Here is a 22,548-nt window from a genome sequence, read left to right as displayed (position 1 = left end):
GCTGCCGGGGTGGGGTGGGACGGGAGCAGGCGCTCGCGCGCCGGCCGGCGGCTGGGTGTCAGCCGTCAGCCGTCAGCCGTCAGCCGTCAGCCGTCAGGCGTCAGCCGTCAGCCGTCAGCCGTCAGGCGTCAGCCGTCAGCCGTCAGCCGTCAGCCGTCAGGCGTCAGGCGGTGGCGGTGGTGGTCCCTGCCGAGGCGAGCGCCGCGACCGCGACCGCGACCGCGACCGCGGCGTCGGTGTCGGCGACGGCGAGGAGGGCGTTGATGTGTGCGCCGGCCAGCGCCCCGGCCGCGGCGGAGGCCCCGACCTGGGCGACTGGGTCGGTGACGTTGCCCGCCACCCACACCCCCGGCACGTCGGTGGCGCCGGCCGCGCCGGAGCGGAATCGGCGGCCGCCGCCGGGCAGCTCCTCCATCGGCAGGCCCAGGCCCGCCAGGCCCTCGGTACGGGCCACGAGGGTGGTCGCCACGGCGAGCACCCGGCGCTCGACGACGGCTGCGCCGGCCGGCCGCACACCGCGGATGCCGCCGTCGCCGTCCCCCACGACCTCTTCGATCGGGGCGTCGACGACGCGGATGGCGCGGGCGGCGAACCGCGCACGGGTCTCGTCGTCCAGCTCCGTGCCGTGCGTGAAGTAGACGAGGTCGTCCGTGAGCTGACGGAACAGCAGGGCGTGGTGGATCGACGCGGGGCCGGTGGCGAGGATGCCGATCGGCTCGTCGCGCACCTCCCAGCCGTGGCAGTACGGGCAGTGCACCACGCTGTGACCCCAGTGCTGCGCCAGTCCGGGCAGCTCGGGCAGGACATCGCGCAGACCGGTGGCCACGAGCAGGCGGCGTGCCGTCAGGCCCCGGCCGTCGGTCAGCGTCACGGTGAAGCGCAGGTCGCCGTCGGCGGACGGGTCGGCGTGCTCGGCGGCGGAGACCTCGCCGGAGACGACGAGCCCGCCGTAGCGGCGCACTTCCTCGCGGCCCCGCCCGTACAGTTCCGCCGGCGGGGTGCCGTCCAGGCCGAGCAGGCCGTGCACCCCTTCGGCGGGCGCGTTGCGGGGGGTGCCGCTGTCGATCACGACGACCGAGCGGCGGGATCGGGCGAGCATCAGCGCGCCGTTCAGACCGGCGGCGCCGCCGCCGATCACCACGGCGTCGACGGTCCCGTCCGGCAGTGCGTCGGTCGCGAATGCGGTAGTCGTCGCGGACATGTCGTCGGTTTCCTTTCGGATGTTCCTTGGTGCCGGCCCGGGGATCCGGGGCCGTCTGCACACGACGCTAACCCCGACTTGCAGCACGGGCATACAATGTTGCCTATGACGCAAGAAGACGGTGACCTGGACAGCCTGGTACGCAAACGCATCCGCGCGCTGCGGGTGGCGCAGGGCTGGTCGCTGGAGGAACTGGCCACGCGCGCCCGGCTCAGCCAGTCCACGCTCAGCCGCATCGAGAACGGCCAGCGACGCCTGGCGCTGGACAGCCTGGTCACGCTCGCCCGCGCGCTGGACACCACCCTGGACCAGCTCGTGGAGACCGCGACCGACGATGTCGTCACCAGCCCGATGATCGACGCCGCTCACGGGCAGATGCGCTGGCCGATCAAGGGCGAACCGGGGATGACGGTCATTCGCCAGCGGATGACCGAGCCGCCACCGGACAACCCCTCCCGGATGCGCGCGCACCCCGGGCGCGAATGGCTCGTGGTCCTGTCCGGCACTGCGATCCTGATGCTCGGGCACCGCCGCTTCCGCATCGAGACCAACCAGGCCGCGGAGTTCCCCACGATGATGCCGCACGCGATCGGCGCCGAGGGCGGACCGTGCGAGATCCTGGGGATCTTCGACAGGGACGCCCGCCGCGGCCACCAGCGGGACAGTGGCGTCGGTGACGCGGGGAGCGACGGGGACGGCGAAGGCGAAGGTGCGGATCGCTGACGGCGTACGGGGGTCATCGGGCGCGGGTCTTGCGCGTCCTGGGGGCTACGAGGCCATCCTCTTGCCTAACTGGCAAGAAGGTATGCGGTAAGCGCATGGGCGTCCTACCGTGGAGCCATGACCCACGCACAGCACGCACCCCAGCACGACCACACCCAGCACGGCGGCCACGGCCGGCACGGCGATCACGGCCAGCACGGCGGCCACGGCCATGACCACGGCGGCCACGGCCAAGCACAGCACGGCCAAGCACAGCACGGCCAAGCACAGCACAGTCACGACCAGCACGAGGTCCACGCCCAGGCGGAGATCCTCGACCTGGACGCGGAAGTCCTCGCCGAGCACATCGCCGACATCACCACCTGGCTGCCGCTGCGCGAGCCCCCTCGCCACATCGTGGACCTGGGCTGCGGTACGGGCGCAGGCACCTTCGCCCTGCTCGACCGGTTCCCCGACGCGCACGTCACCGCCGTCGACTCCTCGGCGGCGCACCTGCAGCGCCTGCGCGAGAAGGCGTGCGCCCGGGGCGTCGAGGACCGCGTCCGCACCGTGCAGGCCGACCTCGACGAGACCGAGTGGCCCGACCTCGGCACGCCGGACCTGGTGTGGGCCTCGGCCTCGATGCACCACATGGCCGACCCGGACCAGGCCCTGCGCACGGTCCGCGAACTGCTCGCCCCCGGCGGCCTGTTCGCCGTCGTAGAGCTGGCGGGCTTCCCCCGCTTCCTGCCCGCGGACACCCCCGAAGGCCGGCCCGGACTGGAAGACCGCTGCCACACGGCGAGCGAGAGCTACCACACGGAGCACGTGCCCCACCGCGGCGCCGACTGGGGGCCGAAGCTCACCGCGGCCGGATTCACCCTCGACGGCGACCGCGTGATCGACGTGAACATCGAGGGCTCCCGCAGCGGGGCGGTCGGCGCGTACGCCCTCAGCAGCCTGCAGCGCCTGCGCCGCAGCATCGTCGACACCCTCGCGCCCGAGGACCTCGCCGCGCTCGACGGGCTGCTCGACACCGACGGCCCCGGCAGCATCCTGCGCCGCGACGACCTCGCCGTGCGCACCGAGCGCACCGTCTGGGCCGCACGCCGCACGAGCTGATCCGTGCCGGCCGCGGCCGCGGACCCGTGCGTGGGGGTGTCGCTCGCGGACCGGCCGGAGCCGCCCGCCTAGGCCGTCTCTTTCGGATCTTGCCGGGCCCGCGTCGTCCGGCACCGCACCTCGCCGCGCTGCCGGGGCGCCCGAGTACGTCCAGTACGCGGGAGCCCCGGCAGCACGGCGAGGCACGGCACCGGACGACGCGGACCTGACCGACAAGATCCGAAAGAGACGGCCTAGCCTGCTCGGGTGGCACGAACCCGGCTTTACCGCGACGGCGTCCTGGCCCTGGAGGACTTCCCCACCGAGGACCTCTCCGCGTACGCGGGGCAGCTGGACTGCACCGTCTGGCTGGCCCTCTGCGATCCCACCGCCGCGGACTTCGACCTGATCACCGAGCAGTTCGGGCTGCACGAACTGGCCGTCGAGGACGCCCGGCACGCGCACCAGCGCGCCAAGCTCGACCGCTACCGCACGCACCTCTTCCTCAGTGCCTACGCCGTCTACGCCGACACCCCGGACGGTCCCCTGCAGACCCGGGAGGTCTCCGCCTTCATCACCGCCAACGCCCTGATCACCGTCCGTGCGAGCGGCCACTTCGACATGGACCGCGTCGTCGACTACTGGGACGACTCCGCCGACCTCGCCAAGGAAGGCGTCGGCTTCCTGCTCCACGGACTGCTCGACTACCTCGTGGACGACCACTTCAAAGCCGTCCAGCAGCTCGACGAGCAGATCGAGGCCCTGGAGCAACTGCTCTTCGAGGACGGCCGCGACGAGGGTCCGCACTGTCCAGCGGCGCTCGTACGCCCTGCGCAAGGACCTGGTCCTCCTGCGCCGGGTGGTGCTGCCCATGCGCGAGGTGGTCAACACCCTGCTGCGCCGCGACCTGCACACCGTCAGCCCCGCGATGCTGCCGTACTACCAGGACGTCTACGACCACGTCCTGCGGGCCACCGAGTGGACCGAATCCCTGCGCGACCTGGTGAACTCGGTCATGGACACCAACCTCAACGTCCAGGGCAACCGGCTGAACCTGATCATGAAGAAGGTCACCAGCTGGGCCTCGATCATCGCCGTCCCGACCGCGATCACCGGCTTCTACGGCCAGAAACGTCCCCTTCCCGGGCGACGGCACGCACACCGGCTTCCTGGTCTCCTCCGGCCTGATGCTCACCCTCCGTGGCCCTCTACTTCGGCTTCAAGCGGCGCGACTGGATCTGAACGATGCGCGATGATCAAGCGATGAGCGAGATCATCTTGATGTCGGACCCGAAGGTCGCGGCGATACCCGTCGAGGAGTGCGGCGAACGCCTCGTGGACGTCCGCCGCGGCGGCCACCTGCTGGTCGACGTACGCAAACAGGACCCGGCGGACGCCTTCGCGTACTTGCGGGAAGGCGTGCTGGCACGCCTGCTCGACGCCCAGCGGACCCTGCCACGGGGCCTGCGGCTGCTGTTCGTCGAGGGGTACCGGCCGCCCTCGCTCCAGCGCACGTACTTCGAGGAGTACGCCGGCCTGCTGCGGGCGGACAACCCCGGGTGGAGCGAGGACCGGATCCGTACGGCCGCGAGCCGCTACGTCTCCCCGCCCGCGATCGCCCCGCACAGTGCCGGTGCGGCCGTGGACCTGACGCTGGCCGATGCCGACGGGTGCGAGCTGGACATGGGCACGCGGATGAACGCGGACCCGGAGGAGAGCGCGGGCGCCTGCTACACGTACGCCGCCGGCCTCGGCGAGGAGGCCCGTGCCAACCGGGAGCTGCTGGGCGCCGCCCTCACCGCCGCCGGATTGGTGAACTACCCCACGGAATGGTGGCACTGGTCCTTCGGCGACCGCTACTGGGCTCTGCTCACCGGGGAGGCCGCGGCGCTCTACGGCCCGAAGGAGATCACTCCTGCGGGCGGCGCAGCAGCGGGGGAGCCGGATGGGGCAGGGGGCTCGCCGCGGCCGGACTCAGGCCGTCCATGACCAGGGTCACGTAGCGGCGCCAGCCCTCTTCGGCGGGGTCCATGGTCCACAGCACGCTGACGAGCATGGTGACGATCCTCTTCACATCGTCGGGCACGAGGTCGTCCCGGATCACCCCGGCCCGCTGCCCGCGGGTCACCAGCGGGTCGAGCGCGTCGAAGAACCGGGCGCTGGTCTCCGCCGAGAGGGCGCCGGCCTTCCGGGCGGCCGTCAGCACGTGGTGCTCGTCGGCCGCCGAGGTCAGGGCGGCTTCGAGTACGACGGTCAGGCCGCGGCGGGGGTCCTCGTCGGCCAGCCCGCGGTCGATGGCGGGGAGGACGTCCTGCGTGAACTGCTGGTCGAGCACGGCCCGGAGCAGGGCGGCCTTGTCGGGGAAACGGCGGAAGAGCGTGGCGATCCCCACCCCGGCCCGCCGGGCGATCTCGTCGAGCGGCGCATCGGGACCCAGCTCGGCGTACACGTCTCGTGCCGCTCCGACGATCTTCTCGATGTTGCGCACGGCGTCGGCGCGCAGGGGCTTGGGGCTTTCGGTCGGCACGCTGCCGAGAATACAACTGATAGTCGACGATCGGATCTGGTTGACACGTCGCCCACCGCGAACTGATAGTTGACTACTGATTGTGGTGTGCGCCGACCCTGTACCCAGGCCTCGCCGGACAGTCCCCTCCCCACCCCGTGCGCCCCGCGCCGTCCCGCCGGCCGGGCCTGCGGCCCACGCGCCTAGGACCCTTCATGCAACAGCCGCCCACGGCCGCCCCCCGCACCGGCAAGGTGATCGCGACGCTCGCCCTCGCGGGCATCGCCGCAGCCGTCATGCAGACCCTGGTCACGCCGCTGCTGGCCGACCTGCCGAACATCCTCCACACCTCCCACTCCAACGCGGCCTGGGTCATCACCGCCACGCTCCTGGTCGCAGGCGTGTGCGTACCGATCAGTGGTCGCCTGGGCGACATGCTCGGCAAGCGCCGCATGCTCCTGGCCTGCTGCATACCCCTGATCGTCGGATCGGTGGTGTGCGCGCTGGCGGGCGGAGTCGTCCAGATGATCATCGGGCGCGGCCTGCAAGGCGTCGGCATGGGCATGATCCCGCTCGGCATCGCCCTGCTCCGCGACATCCTCCCGGCCGAGAAGCTCAGTTCATCCATCGCCCTCGTGAGCGCGTCCATGGGCATCGGCGGCGGCATCGGCCTCCCGGTCTCCGCGGCCGTCGCCCAGTACACGAGCTGGCGCTTCCTGTTCTGGGGGTCCGCGGCGATCGCCGGCTGCGTCGCCGTCATGATCATGGCCTTCGTCCCCGACGGTCCGGCCGCCGCCAAGGGGCAGCGCTTCGACGTGGTCGGCGCGCTGGGCCTCGCGGCGGGCCTGGTGTCCCTGCTGCTGTTCGTGTCCAAGGGCGCCGACTGGGGCTGGGGTTCGGCCGGCACCCTCGGCCTGATCGCCACCGCCGTGGTCGTCCTGACCGCCTGGGGGTGGTTCGAATGGCGCACCACCGACCCGCTGGTCGACCTGCGCGCCACGGTCCGCCCGCGCGTCCTGCTGACCAACCTCGCCTCGGTCTCCATCGGCTTCGGCATGTTCGCCGGCATGCTGGTGGTCCCGCAACTGCTGCAGTTCCCCGCCGCCACCGGCTACGGCCTGGGCCAGTCCATGCTGGCGGCCGGCCTGTGGATGCTCCCCGGCGGGCTGATGATGATGGCCGTCTCCCCCCTCGGGGGCAACCTCACCAACGCGCGCGGCCCGAAGACCACCCTCGTCAGCGGAGCGCTCGTCCTGGCCGCGGGCTACGGCGTCGCGCTCCTCTTCTCCGGCACGGCCGCCGGGCTGATGGTCGCCTTCATGGTCATCAACAGCGGTGTGGCCCTCGCCTACGGGGCCATGCCAGCTCTGATCATGAGCGCGGTCCCCGTGACGGAAACCGGCGCCGCCAACGGCTTCAACGCCCTCATGCGCTCCCTGGGCACCTCGGTCGGCGCCGCGGTCGTCGGCGTGGTGCTGGCTCAGATGACCACCACGGCCGGCGGGTTCACCTTCACCTCGGAGGCGGGCTTCCGCACCGGCCTGCTGATGGGTGGCGGTTTCGCCCTGCTGTCCGGGGCCATCGCCGCGCTGATCCCCACCCTCCGGCCGCAGCAGCCCGCTCGGGTGGACCAGCCGGGGCCCACGTCCGAACCGGCCCCCAGCCCGATGAGCAAGTAGCACCGCCTCGGGCCTGCCTCAGGTCAGTCCAGGTCGCCGGGGTCACCGGGCCGCTTCGACGTACGACGCCAGGTGGGCCAGCGAGGAGGCGATGCCCGCCTCGTGGTCGACCCGGTCGATGCCCGGCGGTACGTCCGTGGCCGTGACGGTCACCTCGGTGCCCTCGCCGGAGGCGGCGAGGTGCCAGGTCATCGTCATGGTGCCGGCGTACGACGGGTCGTCGGACTCGAACACGGCCTGCTGCACCACGCGCTCCGGGGGCACCAGGCCGGTGAACCGTACGTCGACCACGTCGGTCGCGGCTGAGGCTTTGCCGGGGCCCGCGCCGGGGCCCGCGGCGGCGCTCGCGGCGGGATCGAGGTAGGTCAGGACCATCCGGAAGCCGCCCCCGGGCCGCGGGTCCCACTGCTCGATCCGCCCGCTCATCCCGTCAGGCGGAAGCCACGCTTCGAGGGACTCGCGGTCGAGGAGGGCGGCGTAGACGGCCGCCCGTGGCGCCGCGACCGTCCGGGCGACGCGGTCGGTCCTGCCGGGGGATCCGTTCCCGGGCCGGTCCCGGGGCGTCGGAGCGCCGTCGGCGGGGGCCTCCAGCGTGCGGAGGTGGGCGGTCACGGCCGCCGTGGTGCGCTGCTCGTCACGGCTGGCCAGGAGGTCCAGCAGCGCCCCGCGCAGGACCGAGAGCAGCAGGGTCCGCTCGGCGAGCCCCTCGGGCGTGTCGCGACGGGCCGGCGGCTGGGCGGCCGCGAAGACCTCCAGCCAGTCGGCGATGGTCCGCTCCGCGAAGCCCGCCCAGGGTCCCGTGCCACCGCTCAGCGAGCGCGAGTAACCCTCGACCCAGAGGGTGAGCACCTTGCGGTGGCCCGGGTCGGCCAGCCAGCTCCACACCAGCTCGCCCGTGCGGGCGAGGCCGTGCTCCGGCCGGGCCCGGTGCACGGCTTCGAGCATCCCCGTCTCGTCCTGCCGGGCCCGCGCGAGCAGCGCCTGCACCAGGGCGTCCTTGCTGCCGAACAGGAAGAGGAGGACGCGCGGACTGCTGCCGATGGCCTCGGCCAGGGGCCGCAGGGACATGTCCGCCAGCCCGTGGTCGAGGACGTGCGCGTAGGCAAGCTCCAGGAGCTGCTGCTTGCGGGCTGAATCGGCGCGGGCTGGGTCGTTGTGGGCGGAGTCGTCACGGGCGGAGGGGGTCATCCGGACATTATGCTTTACTGAAACAGTCGTTTCAGTAGCTTGGCGGTCAGCGGTTCGGTGATGCCGAGGATCAGAGAGAGGGTTCCCATGAACGAGGTCCGCGCGGTGATCCGGCCGCTGGGGGAGCCGGGCGATCTCGGCTGGGTGGTCATGGCCCACGGTGAGCAGTACGCGAAGGAATTCGGCTGGGACGGCAGCTTCGAGGCCCTGGTCGCGCGGATCGTCGCGGACTACGCGGCCGCCCACGATCCCTCCCGCGAGGCGGCCTGGATCGCCGAACTGGACGGCCGCCGGGTCGGCAGCGTGTTCTGCGTGGCCGGCGACGAGGACGGCGAGGGCACCGCGAAGCTGCGGATCCTCCTCGTGGACCCCGCCGCACGCGGCCACCGCCTGGGCTCGCGCCTGGTCGCGCAGTGCGTGGACTTCGCCCGTGAGGCGGGGTACGGGCGGATCCGGCTGTGGACCAACGACACCCTGGTGGCCGCGCGCGGGATCTACCTGGCCGCCGGCTTCCGCCTCGTGGAGGAGGAGCCGCACCACAGCTTCGGCGCCGATCTGGTCGGCCAGGTCTACGAGCTCGACCTGGCCGGGCCGTCGGCCTGAACGGCGCCACCGGCCGACCGGTGCCTACCGCCGCTCCGGCCCGAGCTCCACGGCGACCACCGTGCAGAGATCGTCGAGCAGCTCGCCCGGGATCTCCACGCGCAGCTCGCCGAGCGGATCGGCGGCCGCGGTGTGGATGTCCTTCAGCTGGGCCTGGACCGACCACTCCAGGGCCGTACCGGTCCCCAGCAGGGTGACCTCCCGGACCCGGGCGACGGGCAGCCCGCGCACGGTGATCTGCTCGTACGGGCGCATGGTGAGGTGCTGATGTACGACAGCCTCTCGGCGGCCCAGGTCGCCGACTACTGCGCGGCCGTGGACCACTTCCTGCCCGAGGCGGAGGTGGCCTCGTACTCCGGGCACAGCACGGGAGCCAACCGCGTGGACTTCTGCAAGGTGCTCGCCCTGCGCGGGGTGGTCGGGAAGGCCCCCGCGAAGATCGCGGTCGGGCGGGACGCGCTCTCCCCGGTCTTCCCCTACGTGACCTCGGGCGACGGCTTCTACCGCGACGGATCCTTCATCCAGCACGCCTCCATCCCCTACGCGGGCTCCTACGGCGCGGTCCTCATCAGCGGCCTGGCCTGGATCTTCGCCCTGCTCAAGGACTCCGCCTGGGACGTGACCGACCCGGACAAGCAGCTGATGCTGGACGCGGTGGAGGACTCCTTCGCGCCGTTCCTCTACAACGGCGTCCTCATGGACGCGGTCTCCGGCCGCGCGATCAGCCGCGGCCTCTCCGCCACCAGCACCAGCGGATTCGCGGGCAGCGACCACGCCCGGGCCCACGGCCTGATGGCGGCCCTCCTCATGCTGGCCGTGGCGGCGAGCAGCAGCACCGAGCGGACCCGCTGGCGCGGCCTGGTCAAGGGCTGGCTCCAGCGCGACTACTACCTCGGCCTCGCCGCCAACCCCGGCCTGGACCCGGCGTCGCTGTCGCGACTGGTCTCCGCGCGCGACGACGCAGCCCTGACCGCCGTCGCCGAACCGGTCGGGCACCGCGTCTTCGGCTCGGCCGACCGCGCCACGCACCGCCGGCCCGGCTGGGCCGCGGCCCTGTCCATGTCCTCGGCCCGGGTCGCCTTCTACGAATTCGGCAACCAGGAGAACAAGCGCGGCTGGCACACCGGTTCCGGAATGCTGTACTGGTGGAAGGACGTCACCCTGGGCCAGTTCTCCGACGCGTTCTGGCCCACCGTCGACCCGTACCGGCTGCCGGGCACCACGGTCTCGAAGAAGGTGCTCGCCGACGGGGCGGGCGGCGACTTCGGCGGTCCGAGGCCCACGTCCAGCTGGGCCGGCGGAGCCACCGACGGGAGGTACGCCGCCCTCGGCATGGACATCCGCGGACTCCAGTCCACCCTCGGCGGACGCAAGTCCTGGTTCTTCCTCGACGATTCGGTCGTCTGCCTCGGCGCCGGCATCGGCTGTTCCGACGGTACGGGCGTCGAGACGACCGTGGAGAACCGCAACCTCGGCTCGGCCGGCACCCACACCCTCACCGTGAACGGCGTGGTCCAGCCCTCCACCACGGGCTGGTCCGCCACCCTCACCGGCGCGAACTGGGCCACCCTCGCCGGCATGGGCGGGTACGTCTTCCCCGGCGGCGCCACGGTCAAGGCCCTGCGCCAGGAGCGCACCGGCAGCTGGAGCCAGGTCAACGGCTCCGGATCCACCGCCCCGTTCACCCGCCGCTACCTGACCCTTTGGGTGGACCACGGCACCAACCCGTCCGGCGGCGCCTACGCCTACGTCCTCATGCCCGGCGCGGACACCACGGCCACCGCCGCCCGGGCCGCCGACACCGGCTGGCTGACCGTACTCGCCAACACCGGCAACCAGCAGGGCGTGTCGGTGCCCTCGCGCGGGTTCACCGCCGTCAACTTCTACGGAACCGGCACGGTGGGGCCGCTGACCTCCACCGCTGCCGCCTCCGTCGTGGTCCGGGAGAGCGGCGCCTCGGCGACCCTGTGCGTCTCCAACCCGACCCAGACGGTCGGCACGGTGGACATCACCTGGAACCGGGCCGTGTCCGCCGTGGTGTCGCAGGACCCCTCGGTCACCGTGCTCGCCACCGGAGCCTCGCTGAAGATCCGCGTCGACACGGCCGCGAAGGCGGGCGCCACCCAGCGGATCACGGTCACGCCCGGCTGATCCGGCGGGCAGCGGTGCGCGTCCCGCGGAGAGATCGATAATCCGATCGCCAGGATCGATCGATCAGAACGGAAAAGCGCGCCGTCTGATCGCACGAGTAGGCTGGCCCCGGGGAAGCAGTCCCCAGAGACCACGGGAGACGGTGTGCGGTACACGGTGGACGAACGCCATGAGCGGATTCTCGAACTCGTGCGGGAGCACGGCACGCTGCGCGTCACCGACCTCGCCCATCACCTGGGCATCTCGACGGTCACCGCGCGCCGGGACGTGGAGTCGCTGACGTCGGCGGGGCGCCTGGACCGGGTGCGGGGGGCCGTGCACTGGCCCGGCACGCCCGTCCCGCAGTCACGGGGCGCGGCGCACGTGCTCCCGGAGGCCCGCCCGGCCGCCGCCGCGGACCGGGAGGCGCCCCTGATCGGCATGATCGTCCCCCAGTCCCAGCACTACTTCGGGGAGATCATCCGCGGCGCCCGGGAGGCGGTGGCCGCGGTCGGCGGGCGCCTGGTCCTCGGGCTCTCCGGCTACCAGCCCGACCAGGACGAGCTGCAGGCCGCCCGCATGCTCGAAGCCGGGGTGCACGGACTGCTGCTCACGCCGAGCTGGACGACGGGCGTGGGCGGCCCGGCGGAGCCGGGCGCCGACTTCGGCGTACCCGCGGTCCTGGTGGAGCGCCGCGGAGCCATGGGCACCGCGGTCGGCGGGCTGGACCACGTGTGCAGCGACCACGCCGGGGGCGCGGGTCTGGCAGTGCGTCACCTGGTCGGGCTGGGACACCGGAAGATCGCCCTGGTCGCGGGCGACAGTCCCACCACGGTCCAGGTCAAGGCCGGCTACGAGGCCGCACTGCGGGCGTTCGGCGTACGCGGCCCCGCGATCGAACCGATCGACCTCTACAGCGGCGACATCGACAACGCGAAGATCGACGCGGCGGCCGACAGGCTGGCCGAGCTGGTGGCCGCGCGCAAGGTGACCGCGGCGATCGTACTCAGCGACACCGACGCGATCCTGCTCCTGCAGAGCCTGCGCGACCGCGCCGAGCGGATCCGGGTGCCCCAGGACCTGGCCCTCGTAGCCTACGGCGACGACGTCGCAGCCCTCTCCGACCTGCCGTTGACGGCGGTGGCCCCGTCGAAGTACGAGGTCGGGGCCACCGCCGTCGAGCTGCTGCTCCAGCGGATCCGGGAGAACGCCTCGCCCGCGAAGCCCGCGGCGCGCCGCCATCTCGACCTTCTGCCCGAGTTGCTGGTGCGGCAGTCCTGCGGCGTGGACGAGCGCGACTGAAGCACCGCGAGGACGTCATCACGGGGACGCCGTCACGGACGTCTTCACGGACGTCTTCGCGGGCCGGGAGATAGGGACGCGGTTCGAGGGTAGACGCGAGCCGAGGCACCGCTGCGAAGCCACCCGCTTCGCCGCTTTCCCGACGCGCGAGTGAGGACATCATGCTCTTTGCCGGACTCATCCTCCTGCTCATCGGATTCCTGACCGGAATCTCCGTTCTGTGGACCATCGGCGTCATCCTGCTCGTGGTGGGGGCCGTCCTGTGGCTGATGGGCTCGGTCGGACACGCGGTGGGCGGCCGACGTCATTACTGGTAGCAGGCGGTGGCACCGCCCGATCCAGGCCCCTTGGTGGCCCGTCCCGTTCGGGGCGGGCCACCAGCCCGTTTCCGGGGCAACTCGGCCGTGTCATCGGACCGTTGCCGGGTATCCGCGCAGCACACCCGTCAGGCGGGCATCGCGGGCGGACGGTACCCGGCCGGCCCGCGGGCAGACGGAGGACTCGAAGGAAAGGGAACCCCGACGATGACGATCATGACGATGGCGACGACCGGACTGCACGGAAACAAGTCCGTCCCCAGCACGCGGGCGCTGCGCCGGCAGGCCGCCCGGACCCGCAAGGAACTCGGCCGGACGGTCGAAGCGCTGGTCTCCAGGGCGGGCGCCTCGGCGCGGGTCCACGAGACCGCCGAGCGGCTGCGGGAGACGGCGGCCTCGCACGTAGGCCGCCTGGTGGAGGAGAGGAAGCTCGACGCGGCACGGGGCAAGGCCGTGCGGGCAGCGACCACGGCGCGGAGCCACCGGACGGCGCTGGTCACGGCCGCGGGCGTACTGGCCGCGGCCCTGCTCGCCCGGCGCAGCCGCCGGGCACGGCGCGGGCACGCTGTTTGAGCCGACCGTTCCGGGTCAGACGAGGAGCGATCGCGCATCCGAATCAGGCCCGGATCCGATCGGAACCCGTTCCGGATCCGGGCCTTCTCCGATGGAGGTTCCGAGGTGGGAAATGTGTCGCGTCTGCCGGGTCGTTCCGAGCACCACTGGTTGTGGCAGGAGGACGCCGCCTGCCGGGGACTGGGCTCGCGCCTCTTCTTCTACCCCACGGGCGAGCAGCGCCCGGACCGGGAGGCGCGGGACGCCGCGGCCAAGGAGGTGTGCGCGCTCTGCCCGGTGCAGCACGAATGCCTGCGGCACGCGCTGGAGGTGGGAGAGCCGTTCGGCGTCTGGGGCGGGCTCACCGCGCACGAGAGGCGCGGACTGCGCACGGCGGGAGCCCGGAGGCCCGCACTGCACCCCACCGTGTGAACGCGGAGTGCCGGTAAAGGGATTGCCCAAGGAACGCGTCAAGGGAACGGCCCCCGAACACCGGGGGCCGTTCCCTTTGCGGCTTTCCACCGCTCGTCGCGCGCTCAGCAGGGGCGGACCGGCTGGAGGTTGTGCACGTAGCGGGCCGAAACCCAGCCCTTCGACCCGTGCAGGCGGTACCACACCGGGTTGCCGTCCACCCAGCCCCCGCGCTTCTGGCACACGAGGAGCACCCGCTCGTGCGGCTGCAGCTTCTTCACCACGTCCGAGTACACGGTCGGCTTCTCGCGGACGTTGAGCGGTGCGCGGGACTCGACGACGCCCACGGGGCCGGACTTGCCCTGCCCGTGCCCGGCGGCGAGCCCGCCGGCCGCCCAACCGGCCGTGCTCATCGGCCCGATCAGCACTCCGGCCGCCAAGGCGTACGTCAGCAATGCCTTCTTCACCATCGGAACCACTCTCCCTGTATCGCCTGGCCGCGGGGCCGGCAGCCCGTGCGCCCGCCCGCCCGACCGACTATCCACCGACCGGGCGGTGGATGGTCGGCGACCCGGAGGGAACACGCCCCCGTTGCTCCGGATGGCCCAGAGTCCTTCGCCGCGGCCGCCCTCCCGGCCGACCGCGGCGAAGGACCCCGGATGCCTGCGCCGGGCCCGGGACTCAGGTGGCGAGCAGCCGGTCGACCAGGGTGCGGTAGGCGCGCAGAGCCTGTCGCAGATCCTCGGTGGCCGGCCGGTCACCGCGGTTCCACTGCTCCTCCAGCCCGTCACGGCGTGCGGAAAGGGAGTCCGAGAACTTGAGCATGACCTCCGACACCAGGGCGTCCGCCGCCCGGACCGCCTCCTGCGGATCGTCCACGAACCGGCCTTGGATCTCGCTCCACGTGGAGTGGTAGCGCTCGGCCTCGGCGGCTCCCAGAAGCGGTTCTGCCTCGTCCCCGGACTCCCGGTCCGATGCCGGCCCGCCGGCGGGCCCGTCCGCGGCCACCGCCACCGCCGCCGCCGCCGCCGCCGCCGCCGACGACGATGGCATGCGGGGCGGCGGCGGAGTGGGACGAGCGAGGTCCTCCGCCGTGAGCACGGGCTCGGCCGGCGTTCCCCGCCCGGTGCTGTCCTCGTAGATCTTCTTCATGTCATCGGCTCCTCTGGTCGGAGAGCAGCTCCTCGAACAGGGTGCGGTAGTGCACCATCGCCCCGCGCAGCTGCTCCGTCGTCGCCTCGCCCGCACCGCCGCGCACCTTCGTCGCGTGGGCGGCCCGGTACTGCTCCAGCGTGTGGCCGTGCTCCACGGAGAGGTCCCGCACCTGTTCCCGGTGCCCCTCGGTGGGATAGCCGCGCTCACCCATCAGCCGGGTCACCAGCTCGTCGGCCTCGGCCACGGAGCGTCCGGGCTCGTCCACGAACCGCTGCTGGACCCCGGTCCACTCGTCCGCGTACTCCTGCCTGCGCCCGGGCGGCAGCTTCTTGATGCCGAGCCGGCCGTGCCGTTCCTCACGGGCGCGCAGGTCGCGCTCGGCGGCCCGCCTGTCCCCGCGTTCCTCTACGGTGCGCTCGTACTCCGGGCCGAACCGCGCGCGCAGGTGGCGCCGCCGGGACAGCGCCCACAGCAGTGCGATGAGCGCGATCACGACGACCGCCGCCACGACGATGACGGCTATTAGTGAATTCGTTGACATCTCAGGCCTCCGTTCGGGGGCTTCAGGTCTCGGTCGGCGCGGTTGCCCTGCCGGGCGGCGGGCAAACCCGCCCGGGCGCCGCCGGCACCCAACGGCTGCGGCAGCGTCGAGAACGTACGGGCACGCGTACGGGGATGACGGCGGGCACGGCACCGGGCCCGGACTCTTCGAGTCCGGGCCCGGCTGCTGCTCCGGGTCAGATGATCCGGCCGCCGAAGCCGCCGATGGAGTAGTAGGTCCCGAGTTCCTCGCGGTAGCCGACGTCGTCGAGGTGCTTCTCGCGGTGGAACTCCGGAGCGTTCTTGATCTGCTCCTTGGTGCCGTCGACGTAGACCTTCTCCCGGTCCACGTCGACGATGATCACCGTGCTCGCCGGGAGCAGGACCTCCTTGCCGAAGATCCAGATCCCCGTGTCCACGACCAGGTAGGCGTCACCGGCCTCGTCGGAGTGCTTGTCGACCTTGCCGATGCTGCCGTCGGTCGCCTCGACCGTGTACCCGATCAGATCGGTACCGGTCAGGTGGCCCGCGGTCGACCTGTAGCTCCACACATGCTCAGTCACGCGAAAACAACTCCTTCTCCGGACAGGGGGCGGCGGGGCAGTGCCCGCCGCCCCTCTCTTTCGATGTCGTACGGGGCACTGTCGGTGCCCCGCGCCAACTCGCCTGCCCCGGCTCCGCCCGTTCATTCGCTTCCGCGTGCCGTCGGTGCGACGGCCCGCCGGTCCCGACCCGGCTCGCACCGCCGGACGCGCGTACCGGACCCGTCACAGGGCAGACGGCCGCCATGACATGGAGACACGCGCTGCGGCGCGACGAGAGCCCCGACAGCGGAGCCGTGGCGGGCACCTGGCGACGACACCGTCCGGCGCACCCGGCCGTCCGGGCGCTGGCCATGGTGGCCGCCTTCGTCGGGACCGTCCTGTTCAGCGTGGTCCTGGCCCGGCTCACGCTGGAACCGTCCGCCGCCTCGGTGGCCCTGGTGCACAGCAACGTCCGGCCCGGCCATTCGATCAACGCCTACCTGGACGGGGCGTCGACCGTCGAGGCGGTGCGCCAGCTGGGCGGAAACCTGCTGCTGGGAATGCCGTTCGGAGTGCTCCTGCCCGTCCTCATGCCCCAGGCCCGGGGGCTGCTGCGCGTCGCCGCGGTGACGGTCTGTCTGATGACGCTGGTGGAGCTGATCCAGGGCGCCCTCGTCACGGGACGCGTCTTCGACATCGACGACGTCATCCTCAACACCACCGGAGCCCTCCTCGGCTACCTGCTGATCGGCCGCCGCCTGGGCCGGGCCGTGCACCCGCGCCGCAGGCACTGGTGGCACCGCCGGCCGCGGCAGGGCACGCCCGTGCCATCGCCGAGGCCGGAGTCGGGGCCGGAAGCGAAGCCGAAGCCGGAGTCGGGGCCCAAGCCGAAGCCGGAACCGAAGCCGGACTCGCGGCCGAAGCCGGAGCCGACGCCGGAACCCAAGCCGGTCTCGGAGCCGCGTCGCGCGGGCTGGCGGAAGGCCCTCCACCGCGAGAAGTGAGCCCCACGCGCGGGCCGGAGCGACCTCACCGCCCTCGGAGCGGGTCCCGCGGACGGTGCGCTCCCCGTGTCAGGTCCCTGTCGTGGGGCAGGCGCGCGGGAGTCCGTGCCGTCCACCCACTGGGGAGACATGAACACCGTACTCCGCCTCCTGACCGTCCTGGGAGGCTCGATCCTGCTCACCGCCGCGGCCGGCTGGGCCGTAGACCGACTCCTCCGCCGCGCCGATGCGCGACACCCCGAAACGCCGTTGTGGAACCTGCTGCGCCGCTGCCGCCACGCCCTGCAGATCGTCCTGCTGGCCGCGCTGTTCAAGGGCGCCTACCGGCAGACGGGATGGCCGCCGCTGCGGGACAACGCAGCCGCCGCGGGCCGGATCCTCTCCCTGGCCCTGATCGGCGCCGGGGCCTGGCTGATCGTGGTCGTCGCCTCCGCCGCCGTCGAGTCGGGGTACGCCCGCTACGCCACCGGCACCCGCGACCCGGCCCGGGTACGCCGCGTCCGTACCCAGGTGACGCTGATCACGCGGGTCGTGACGGTCGTCGCGGCCGTGATCGCGGTCGCCGCGATGCTCCTCACCTTCCCGAGCTTCCGCGCGCTCGGCACCTCCGTGCTCGCCTCCGCCGGGATCATCGGCATCGTGGCCGGCGTGGCCGCCCAGTCCACCCTCGGCAACCTCTTCGCGGGCTTCCAGATCGCCTTCGGAGACCTGGTGCGCATCGGAGACACCGTCGTGGTCGCCGGCGAGTGGGGGGTGGTCGAGGACGTCACCCTCACCTTCCTCGCCGTACGCACCTGGGACGAGCGCCGCATCACCATGCCCGTCTCGTACTTCACCACCCGGCCCTTCGAGAACTGGTCGCGCGGCGGCGTCCAGATGACCGGTACGGTCTTCCTCCACTGCGACCACGGCGCGCCCGTGGACCTCATACGGGACAAGGTCCACGAGATCCTGCACGGCTGCCCGGAGTGGGACGGACGCGGCTGGGACCTCGCCGTCACGGAGACGACGCCCTCCACCATCGTGGTGCGGGCCATCGTCACGGCCAAGGATGCCGACGACCTGTGGACGGTGCGCTGCGCCGTACGCGAGGAGCTCGTCGCCTGGCTGGCGGAGAAGCACCCCGGCGCCCTGCCCCGCGTCCTCCTGGACCGGGCTCCGGCGGCGCACGACACGACGGACGGGCGGCCGCGGCCCTGACGGAACTCCCGGCCGGCGGGGGCCCGTACGGTACGCGGTTGCGGGCTGTCGGCTGCCGCGCGGGTTCCTACCGGTGCCGGGCGAGGGTGTGCACGAGGACGATCAGTGCGAACGCGATGACGAGCAGGTGCACCCAGGAGGGCCCGATCGCCGGGGCCAGGGACAGGGAGGTGAGCTGATGAGAGGTCATGACGCGCTCCTGCCCCCGGCGGCCGGATCGACGCACCCCGTCGCGGGACGGCCGGCGACCGGACCCGGCGGGCAGGGCCCCGCTGCGGTCAGCGCGCCGCGGGCCTGCCGGACACCAGACGGGACGCCTCGATCTCGGCCCAGACGGCCTTGCCCTGCTCATGGGTGTCCGTGCCCCAGCGGTCGGACAGCCGCTCCACGATGTGCAGGCCGTGGCCGCCCGGCATGCCGCGCCGCGGGGCCGGGTGGAGGAGGGGCAGGACCGTCGTGCCGTCACACACCTCGATGCGCAGGGTCTGCCCGGCCGTGAGGACGAGCTCACGGCAGCCGTCCGCGTGCAGGGAGGCGTTGGTCAGCAGCTCGGACACGAGGAGCAGGGCGTCCTCGGCGGTCTCCGTGCCGTCCCAGCCCCAGTCGCGCAGGGCCCGGCGGGTGAAGTCGCGGCCCTTGGCCACCGCACCCCCGACGCCCGTCAGGGCGAGGCGACGCCGCTGGCCTCCACCGGGAAGGCCGGCGCTCACTGGATCTCCCGTTTCCGTTCCGATGGTCTCCACCGTGCTCTCGCACCCCCGTGCCGCCGCTGCCCTGTTCGCTGTTCCCGGGACCGGCCCGACCGACGAGATCGTGGTCGGTGTCCCGGTGTCCGTATGCCCCCGAGCGGCCAGAGGACACCCGAGCCCGATCCCGAGTGTAGGTGACCTCCGGTGTCAGGGCGTTGTCATGTGGAGCCGCAGCGTGAAGCCGTCGTCCAGGGCCCGGACCTCGACGAGGTCGCAGAGCTGGTGGATCATCCACAGGCCGCGCCCGCCGTTGGCCGAGGCCAGCGAGGGGCGGCGGCGCCCCGCGAGGGGGTCGGCCAGGAGGCCCGCGTCGTGGATCTCGGCGACGACTCCCGTACCGGCGCCGCCGGCGCCGCCGGTGGTCCACAGACGCAGGGTGCCCTTCCCGCCCCCGTGGGACAGGGAGTTGGCCGCGGCCTCGCTCACGGCCAGGACCAGGTCGCCGCGGCGCGCCCGGGCCAGTGCGGTCCCGCGGGCCCAGGCCTCGGCGTACTCGCGCACCTCGGCCAGTCCTCCGTGGGCGTACGCGAACCGGGGCGCCCCGCCCTCGGGTTCGGGCAGCGGCCGGTCGCAGTCCGCCGACACCCGCGCGGCGTCGGTGTACGCCGGGCTCGGCAGGGACCGGCCGTCCTCGATCAGCGTGGGGTGCGTGCGCCGGGCGTCGGCCAGCACGTCCGGCGCCAGCCCCCGTACGTCGTACGGGCACAGGACGCTGGCGGGCCGGCCGGCGAAGGCCGTGTTGATGAGGGCCTCGTGCCGGGTGGCCTCCAGGACCTCGGCGGGGGAGCGGCCGGGCCAGATCGGCTCTCCGACGATCCGGGCCGCCCGGCTCACGTGCAGGTCGGCGAAGTCCTGCAAGGCGGCCAGGATGCGGCCGGGATTGCGGCCCAGCTCCGTCATGTCCGTCCAGGTGACGTCCGGGGCGCTCGCGCCGAGGCTCTCGCGCAGGGCGTCCAGGTGCGGGCCGGGGACGGCGACGAGGACCGGTTCATCCGCCGCCAGGGCGGTGCGCACGAAGCCGCCCACACCGGACACGTACGCGTCGAGGTCCTGGTAGAAGAGGGCGGGATGGACGAACGCCCCGGGCCCGGCGGGCTCAGGAACAGTGATCATGCTGCGACCTCCAGCGCGGCGCATTCGTCCGGGAACATCTCCACGACCTTGCGGAGCGAGTAGGGCGGGTCGTGGAGCAACAGGCGCCGGCCCTGCCCGCTGAGGGCGGCCGCCGCCCGTACGAGGGCGGCGACCGCGGCCGTGTCGAGGAAGACCACGGCGGAAAGGTCGAGGTGGACGACGGGGCCGGGAATCGCGGTCACGGCTCCGAGCGCGGCGGACAGGCACTGGCGGGTGTCGAGGTCGCAGCTGCCGGTCAGGCGCGCGCCCGGACGGTCCTGCCACGGCCGGGCGGTCAGCGGGGCCGACGCGCCCGCGCCCGCCCCGGCCGCCGCCGCGCCGGATGGGGAGTTCATGGTCCTTTCCTACACCGCGAGCATGCCGGTGCGCAGCCGTGCCAGGGTCCGGGACAGGATGCGGGAGACCTGCATCTGGGAGACGCCGAGCGCGGCACCGATCTCCGCCTGCGTCTTCTCCTGCCCGAAGCGCAGCTGCAGGATGAGCCGGTCGCGCTCGTCCAGTTGCTCCAGCAGGGGTGCCAGGGTGTGGAAGTCCTCGAAGAGTTCCATCCCGGGATCGACGGCGCCGTGGCGCTCCGCCGCCGGCCGGGCGCTGCGGCCCGCCACGGACGACGCGTCGCCGTCGACGGCGGCGGCGTCGAGGGAACTGCTCGTGTAGCCGTTCGCGGCCACCAGCCCCTCGATGACCTCGTCCTCGGACAACTCCAAATGCTGGGCGACCTCCTTGACCGTCGGCGCCCTGCCGAGGACATCGCTCAGGGCGTCCTGGGCCTTGGCGAGTTCCGTGCGCAGTTCCTGCAGGCGGCGCGGTACGTGCACGGCCCAGGTGGTGTCGCGGAAGTAGCGCTTGATCTCACCGGTGATGTACGGGAGGGCGAGGGTGGAGAACTCCACCTCGCGCTCCGTGTCGTAGCGGTCGATGGCCTTGATCAGGCCGATGGTTCCCACCTGGATGACGTCGTCCATGTCGAGACCGCCGCCGAGCACGCGGGCGCGGAAGCGCCGCGCGGCGAACTGGACGAGCGACAGGTTCATCTCGATCAGGGTGTTGCGCGTGTACTGGTACTCGCGGGTCCCCTCCTCCAGGGTGCGCAGCCTCGCGAAGAAGAGCCGCGAGAGTTCCCGGGCGTCGGAGGGCGCCATCTCCCGCGCGTTCTCCACCCGGAACAGGTCCGCGTCCTGCGTGGGCGCTCCCGTGGACTCCTGGTCACACACGGGTACTTCAGCGTCTGCTGCACGAATGGGGCCTACAACGGTGGCCGAGCGATACATGGTGGCCGCTCCCTCCCGATTGACTGACGGCTGCCGGGGGCGCTTCTGCCCCGCCTGAGAGGGTCTACACACTTCGTGGTCGTCATTTCTCCTCAGGGGCCCGCTGCACGGCGCCGGCGAAGGGTGCCTGCGCCGCACAGCGGGGCGGCAGTTGGCGTGGGGGCACGCCTTCGTCTGGCCGCTGATCGGGCTCGTGCTGTGGGGGACGTTCGGGGTCGGCGCCGTCCGGTACCGCGTCCCGTTGGCGGGGGCGCCGGAGCGGCGAGCAGGCATACTCCCTTGGAAAGACGTACGACAGACGATCCGGGGAGGCGGACATGACCGGAGCAGGGGACGGATACGGGCAGGGCGTGGTCGGGGACGGCTACCCGGCGGGGGCCGGCTGGGTGGTGGTGGCCCGGGGAGAGCTCGACCAGGACACGCTCGTTCCCTTGGAAGAGGCCCTGACCGCGGCCGCCGGCCTGCATCCGCTGGTGGTGCTGGACGCCGGTGACATCACCTTCGGAGACTCCTCGTTCCTGAACCTGCTCCTGCGGCTGCACCGCCTCACGACCCTGCGCATCGCCGCCCCCGGCGAGCAGTTGCGGAGGCTGTTCGCGGTGACCGGGGCCGATACGGTCCTGTCCCTGCACGCGAGCGTGGAGGCCGCAGTCGGGGCGTGAACCCGCGCCTGCGACTCCCACGCCTGTGACTCCCGTTTCTACGACTCCCGTTTCTACGACTCCCGTTTCTACGACTCCCGCTTGTACGACTCCCGCTTGTACGACTCCCGTTTCCGCGGCTCCCGCGCATGCGGGTCCGGTCCGCCGCCGGGCCGGAAGCAGGCGGTGATCGCCTTTCCGCCGTGGCTCGCGTGGACGTCCAGGGAGTCGGCCAGCGCCGTGACGATCCCCAGCCCGCGGCCCGACGTGGCACCCGCGTCGGCAGCGGGCTCCCGGTACCGCGGCAGCCGCGGGTCGCCGTCCGCGACGCTCACGTGCAGGCAGCGGCCGTCCCAGGTCAGCACCAGGTGCGCCGTGCCGACCGCGTGCAGGTGCGCGTTGGTGACGAGTTCGGAGACGCAGATCAGCACGGAATGCGCGGTGTCGGCCACCGAACCGCTCCGCGGCAGGGACGCCAGGTGCCCCGCCGTCCACTCCCGTGCCGCCCGGACGCCTTCCGAGACGGGAAACGACCGGGCCCAGCCCACAGCCTTGACCGCCATCGCCTTCACCCCGTTTCCTCCGTTGTGTGCGCATGTCACCGGTTCGTCTACCCGGAACCCGCCGGGGTACCCCGG

The 22,548-nt window shown here is 72.6% G+C and carries 28 protein-coding genes and 1 pseudogene; 15 read left to right on the top strand and 14 right to left on the bottom strand.

Going from position 1 to position 22,548, the window contains the following annotated elements:
* Positions 1-163: 163 nt before the first annotated feature.
* Positions 164-1,201 carry an NAD(P)/FAD-dependent oxidoreductase gene (locus tag ACODT5_RS04800; RefSeq protein ID WP_422517929.1) on the bottom strand — a complete coding sequence of 346 codons (1,038 nt, stop codon included), beginning with the start codon at positions 1,199-1,201 and terminating at the stop codon, positions 164-166.
* Positions 1,202-1,306: 105 nt separating this feature from the next.
* Between ACODT5_RS04800 and ACODT5_RS04795 the strand changes: the two genes are divergently transcribed.
* The 5 genes and pseudogenes from ACODT5_RS04795 (at position 1,307) to ACODT5_RS04775 (ending at position 4,993) form a co-directional block, all read left to right on the top strand.
* Positions 1,307-1,924 (top strand): helix-turn-helix domain-containing protein, encoded by a 618-nt coding sequence (locus tag ACODT5_RS04795; protein ID WP_422517928.1) that lies wholly within the window; start codon positions 1,307-1,309, stop codon positions 1,922-1,924.
* Between the two features lie 117 nt (positions 1,925-2,041).
* Positions 2,042-3,025 carry a class I SAM-dependent methyltransferase gene (locus ACODT5_RS04790; protein WP_422517927.1) on the top strand — a complete coding sequence of 328 codons (984 nt, stop codon included), beginning with the start codon at positions 2,042-2,044 and terminating at the stop codon, positions 3,023-3,025.
* Between the two features lie 246 nt (positions 3,026-3,271).
* A pseudogene (locus ACODT5_RS04785) lies at positions 3,272-3,787 on the top strand (CorA family divalent cation transporter); the annotation flags it as partial.
* Between the two features lie 76 nt (positions 3,788-3,863).
* On the top strand, positions 3,864-4,271 hold the full coding sequence (locus ACODT5_RS04780) for a CorA family divalent cation transporter (protein WP_422519555.1): 408 nt from the start codon (positions 3,864-3,866) through the stop codon (positions 4,269-4,271).
* On the top strand, positions 4,268-4,993 hold the full coding sequence (locus ACODT5_RS04775) for a M15 family metallopeptidase (RefSeq protein WP_422517926.1): 726 nt from the start codon (positions 4,268-4,270) through the stop codon (positions 4,991-4,993). Before ACODT5_RS04780 ends, ACODT5_RS04775 begins: the two co-directional genes overlap by 4 nt.
* On the opposite strand, the gene ACODT5_RS04770 is transcribed toward ACODT5_RS04775, so the two are convergent.
* Positions 4,914-5,531: a TetR/AcrR family transcriptional regulator gene (locus tag ACODT5_RS04770; protein WP_422517925.1), complete on the bottom strand. Its 618-nt coding sequence runs from the start codon at positions 5,529-5,531 to the stop codon at positions 4,914-4,916. The genes ACODT5_RS04775 and ACODT5_RS04770 overlap by 80 nt on opposite strands.
* A 194-nt stretch (positions 5,532-5,725) precedes the next feature.
* Between ACODT5_RS04770 and ACODT5_RS04765 the strand changes: the two genes are divergently transcribed.
* Positions 5,726-7,189 (top strand): MFS transporter, encoded by a 1,464-nt coding sequence (locus ACODT5_RS04765; protein WP_422517924.1) that lies wholly within the window; start codon positions 5,726-5,728, stop codon positions 7,187-7,189.
* A gap of 42 nt (positions 7,190-7,231) precedes the next feature.
* Here ACODT5_RS04765 and ACODT5_RS04760 read toward each other — a convergent pair whose 3' ends face one another.
* Positions 7,232-8,377: an SRPBCC domain-containing protein gene (locus tag ACODT5_RS04760; protein WP_422517923.1), complete on the bottom strand. Its 1,146-nt coding sequence runs from the start codon at positions 8,375-8,377 to the stop codon at positions 7,232-7,234.
* Between the two features lie 87 nt (positions 8,378-8,464).
* On the opposite strand from ACODT5_RS04760, the gene ACODT5_RS04755 reads away from it, so the two are divergent.
* A complete protein-coding gene (locus ACODT5_RS04755; RefSeq protein WP_422517922.1) occupies positions 8,465-8,980 on the top strand; it encodes a GNAT family N-acetyltransferase in 516 nt (171 codons plus the stop codon).
* 24 nt (positions 8,981-9,004) lie between these two features.
* Here the strand turns inward: ACODT5_RS04755 and ACODT5_RS04750 are convergent, their stop codons facing one another.
* Positions 9,005-9,235 (bottom strand): hypothetical protein, encoded by a 231-nt coding sequence (locus ACODT5_RS04750; protein WP_422517921.1) that lies wholly within the window; start codon positions 9,233-9,235, stop codon positions 9,005-9,007.
* Positions 9,236-9,247: 12 nt separating this feature from the next.
* Here ACODT5_RS04750 and ACODT5_RS04745 point away from each other — a divergent pair, with 12 nt between their 5' ends.
* The 5 genes from ACODT5_RS04745 to ACODT5_RS04725 all read left to right on the top strand — a co-directional run bounded on the left by ACODT5_RS04745 (position 9,248) and on the right by ACODT5_RS04725 (position 13,713).
* On the top strand, positions 9,248-11,131 hold the full coding sequence (locus ACODT5_RS04745) for a polysaccharide lyase 8 family protein (protein ID WP_422517920.1): 1,884 nt from the start codon (positions 9,248-9,250) through the stop codon (positions 11,129-11,131).
* A 144-nt stretch (positions 11,132-11,275) separates the two neighbouring features.
* Positions 11,276-12,412, top strand: a complete 1,137-nt coding sequence (locus tag ACODT5_RS04740) for a LacI family DNA-binding transcriptional regulator (RefSeq protein WP_422517919.1) — start codon at positions 11,276-11,278, stop codon at positions 12,410-12,412.
* A 161-nt stretch (positions 12,413-12,573) separates the two neighbouring features.
* The gene (locus ACODT5_RS04735) at positions 12,574-12,729 is read left to right on the top strand and encodes a DUF6131 family protein (RefSeq protein WP_385381719.1); all 156 of its coding nucleotides are present in this window, start codon (positions 12,574-12,576) and stop codon (positions 12,727-12,729) included.
* Positions 12,730-12,936: 207 nt separating this feature from the next.
* A complete protein-coding gene (locus tag ACODT5_RS04730; protein ID WP_422517918.1) occupies positions 12,937-13,302 on the top strand; it encodes a DUF3618 domain-containing protein in 366 nt (121 codons plus the stop codon).
* 114 nt (positions 13,303-13,416) lie between these two features.
* The gene (locus ACODT5_RS04725; protein ID WP_422517917.1) at positions 13,417-13,713 is read left to right on the top strand and encodes a WhiB family transcriptional regulator; all 297 of its coding nucleotides are present in this window, start codon (positions 13,417-13,419) and stop codon (positions 13,711-13,713) included.
* Positions 13,714-13,817: 104 nt separating this feature from the next.
* Here the strand turns inward: ACODT5_RS04725 and ACODT5_RS04720 are convergent, their stop codons facing one another.
* From ACODT5_RS04720 to ACODT5_RS04705, 4 genes are all read right to left on the bottom strand, one after another.
* Positions 13,818-14,162 carry an SH3 domain-containing protein gene (locus ACODT5_RS04720; protein ID WP_422517916.1) on the bottom strand — a complete coding sequence of 115 codons (345 nt, stop codon included), beginning with the start codon at positions 14,160-14,162 and terminating at the stop codon, positions 13,818-13,820.
* Positions 14,163-14,373: 211 nt separating this feature from the next.
* A complete protein-coding gene (locus tag ACODT5_RS04715) occupies positions 14,374-14,844 on the bottom strand; it encodes a hypothetical protein (RefSeq protein WP_422517915.1) in 471 nt (156 codons plus the stop codon).
* 1 nt (position 14,845) lies between these two features.
* Complete coding sequence (locus tag ACODT5_RS04710) at positions 14,846-15,388, bottom strand: hypothetical protein (protein WP_422517914.1); 543 nt, start codon at positions 15,386-15,388, stop codon at positions 14,846-14,848.
* A 196-nt stretch (positions 15,389-15,584) separates the two neighbouring features.
* The gene (locus ACODT5_RS04705) at positions 15,585-15,950 is read right to left on the bottom strand and encodes a PRC-barrel domain-containing protein (protein WP_422517913.1); all 366 of its coding nucleotides are present in this window, start codon (positions 15,948-15,950) and stop codon (positions 15,585-15,587) included.
* Between the two features lie 224 nt (positions 15,951-16,174).
* On the opposite strand from ACODT5_RS04705, the gene ACODT5_RS04700 reads away from it, so the two are divergent.
* Both ACODT5_RS04700 and ACODT5_RS04695 read left to right on the top strand, forming a co-directional pair.
* A complete protein-coding gene (locus ACODT5_RS04700; protein WP_422517912.1) occupies positions 16,175-16,915 on the top strand; it encodes a VanZ family protein in 741 nt (246 codons plus the stop codon).
* Between the two features lie 129 nt (positions 16,916-17,044).
* Positions 17,045-18,115, top strand: a complete 1,071-nt coding sequence (locus ACODT5_RS04695; RefSeq protein ID WP_422517911.1) for a mechanosensitive ion channel family protein — start codon at positions 17,045-17,047, stop codon at positions 18,113-18,115.
* A 67-nt stretch (positions 18,116-18,182) separates the two neighbouring features.
* Here ACODT5_RS04695 and ACODT5_RS04690 read toward each other — a convergent pair whose 3' ends face one another.
* From ACODT5_RS04690 to ACODT5_RS04670, 5 genes are all read right to left on the bottom strand, one after another.
* On the bottom strand, positions 18,183-18,305 hold the full coding sequence (locus tag ACODT5_RS04690) for a hypothetical protein (RefSeq protein WP_327250591.1): 123 nt from the start codon (positions 18,303-18,305) through the stop codon (positions 18,183-18,185).
* 88 nt (positions 18,306-18,393) lie between these two features.
* On the bottom strand, positions 18,394-18,825 hold the full coding sequence (locus ACODT5_RS04685) for an ATP-binding protein (RefSeq protein ID WP_422517910.1): 432 nt from the start codon (positions 18,823-18,825) through the stop codon (positions 18,394-18,396).
* A gap of 186 nt (positions 18,826-19,011) precedes the next feature.
* Positions 19,012-19,977 carry an anti-sigma factor RsbA family regulatory protein gene (locus ACODT5_RS04680; protein ID WP_422517909.1) on the bottom strand — a complete coding sequence of 322 codons (966 nt, stop codon included), beginning with the start codon at positions 19,975-19,977 and terminating at the stop codon, positions 19,012-19,014.
* Positions 19,974-20,333, bottom strand: a complete 360-nt coding sequence (locus tag ACODT5_RS04675) for an STAS domain-containing protein (protein WP_422517908.1) — start codon at positions 20,331-20,333, stop codon at positions 19,974-19,976. Before ACODT5_RS04675 ends, ACODT5_RS04680 begins: the two co-directional genes overlap by 4 nt.
* A gap of 9 nt (positions 20,334-20,342) precedes the next feature.
* Positions 20,343-21,269 carry a SigB/SigF/SigG family RNA polymerase sigma factor gene (locus ACODT5_RS04670; protein ID WP_422517907.1) on the bottom strand — a complete coding sequence of 309 codons (927 nt, stop codon included), beginning with the start codon at positions 21,267-21,269 and terminating at the stop codon, positions 20,343-20,345.
* Between the two features lie 317 nt (positions 21,270-21,586).
* On the opposite strand from ACODT5_RS04670, the gene ACODT5_RS04665 reads away from it, so the two are divergent.
* Complete coding sequence (locus ACODT5_RS04665; RefSeq protein ID WP_422517906.1) at positions 21,587-21,931, top strand: STAS domain-containing protein; 345 nt, start codon at positions 21,587-21,589, stop codon at positions 21,929-21,931.
* Between the two features lie 68 nt (positions 21,932-21,999).
* On the opposite strand, the gene ACODT5_RS04660 is transcribed toward ACODT5_RS04665, so the two are convergent.
* A complete protein-coding gene (locus tag ACODT5_RS04660) occupies positions 22,000-22,473 on the bottom strand; it encodes an ATP-binding protein (RefSeq protein ID WP_422519554.1) in 474 nt (157 codons plus the stop codon).
* Between the last annotated feature and the right edge of the window lie 75 nt (positions 22,474-22,548).

Source organism: Streptomyces tatrensis (genome assembly GCF_049310065.1).
In the GTDB taxonomy this organism is placed as follows: Bacteria; Actinomycetota; Actinomycetes; order Streptomycetales; family Streptomycetaceae; genus Streptomyces.
This window is presented reverse-complemented; position numbering and strand designations above follow the sequence as displayed.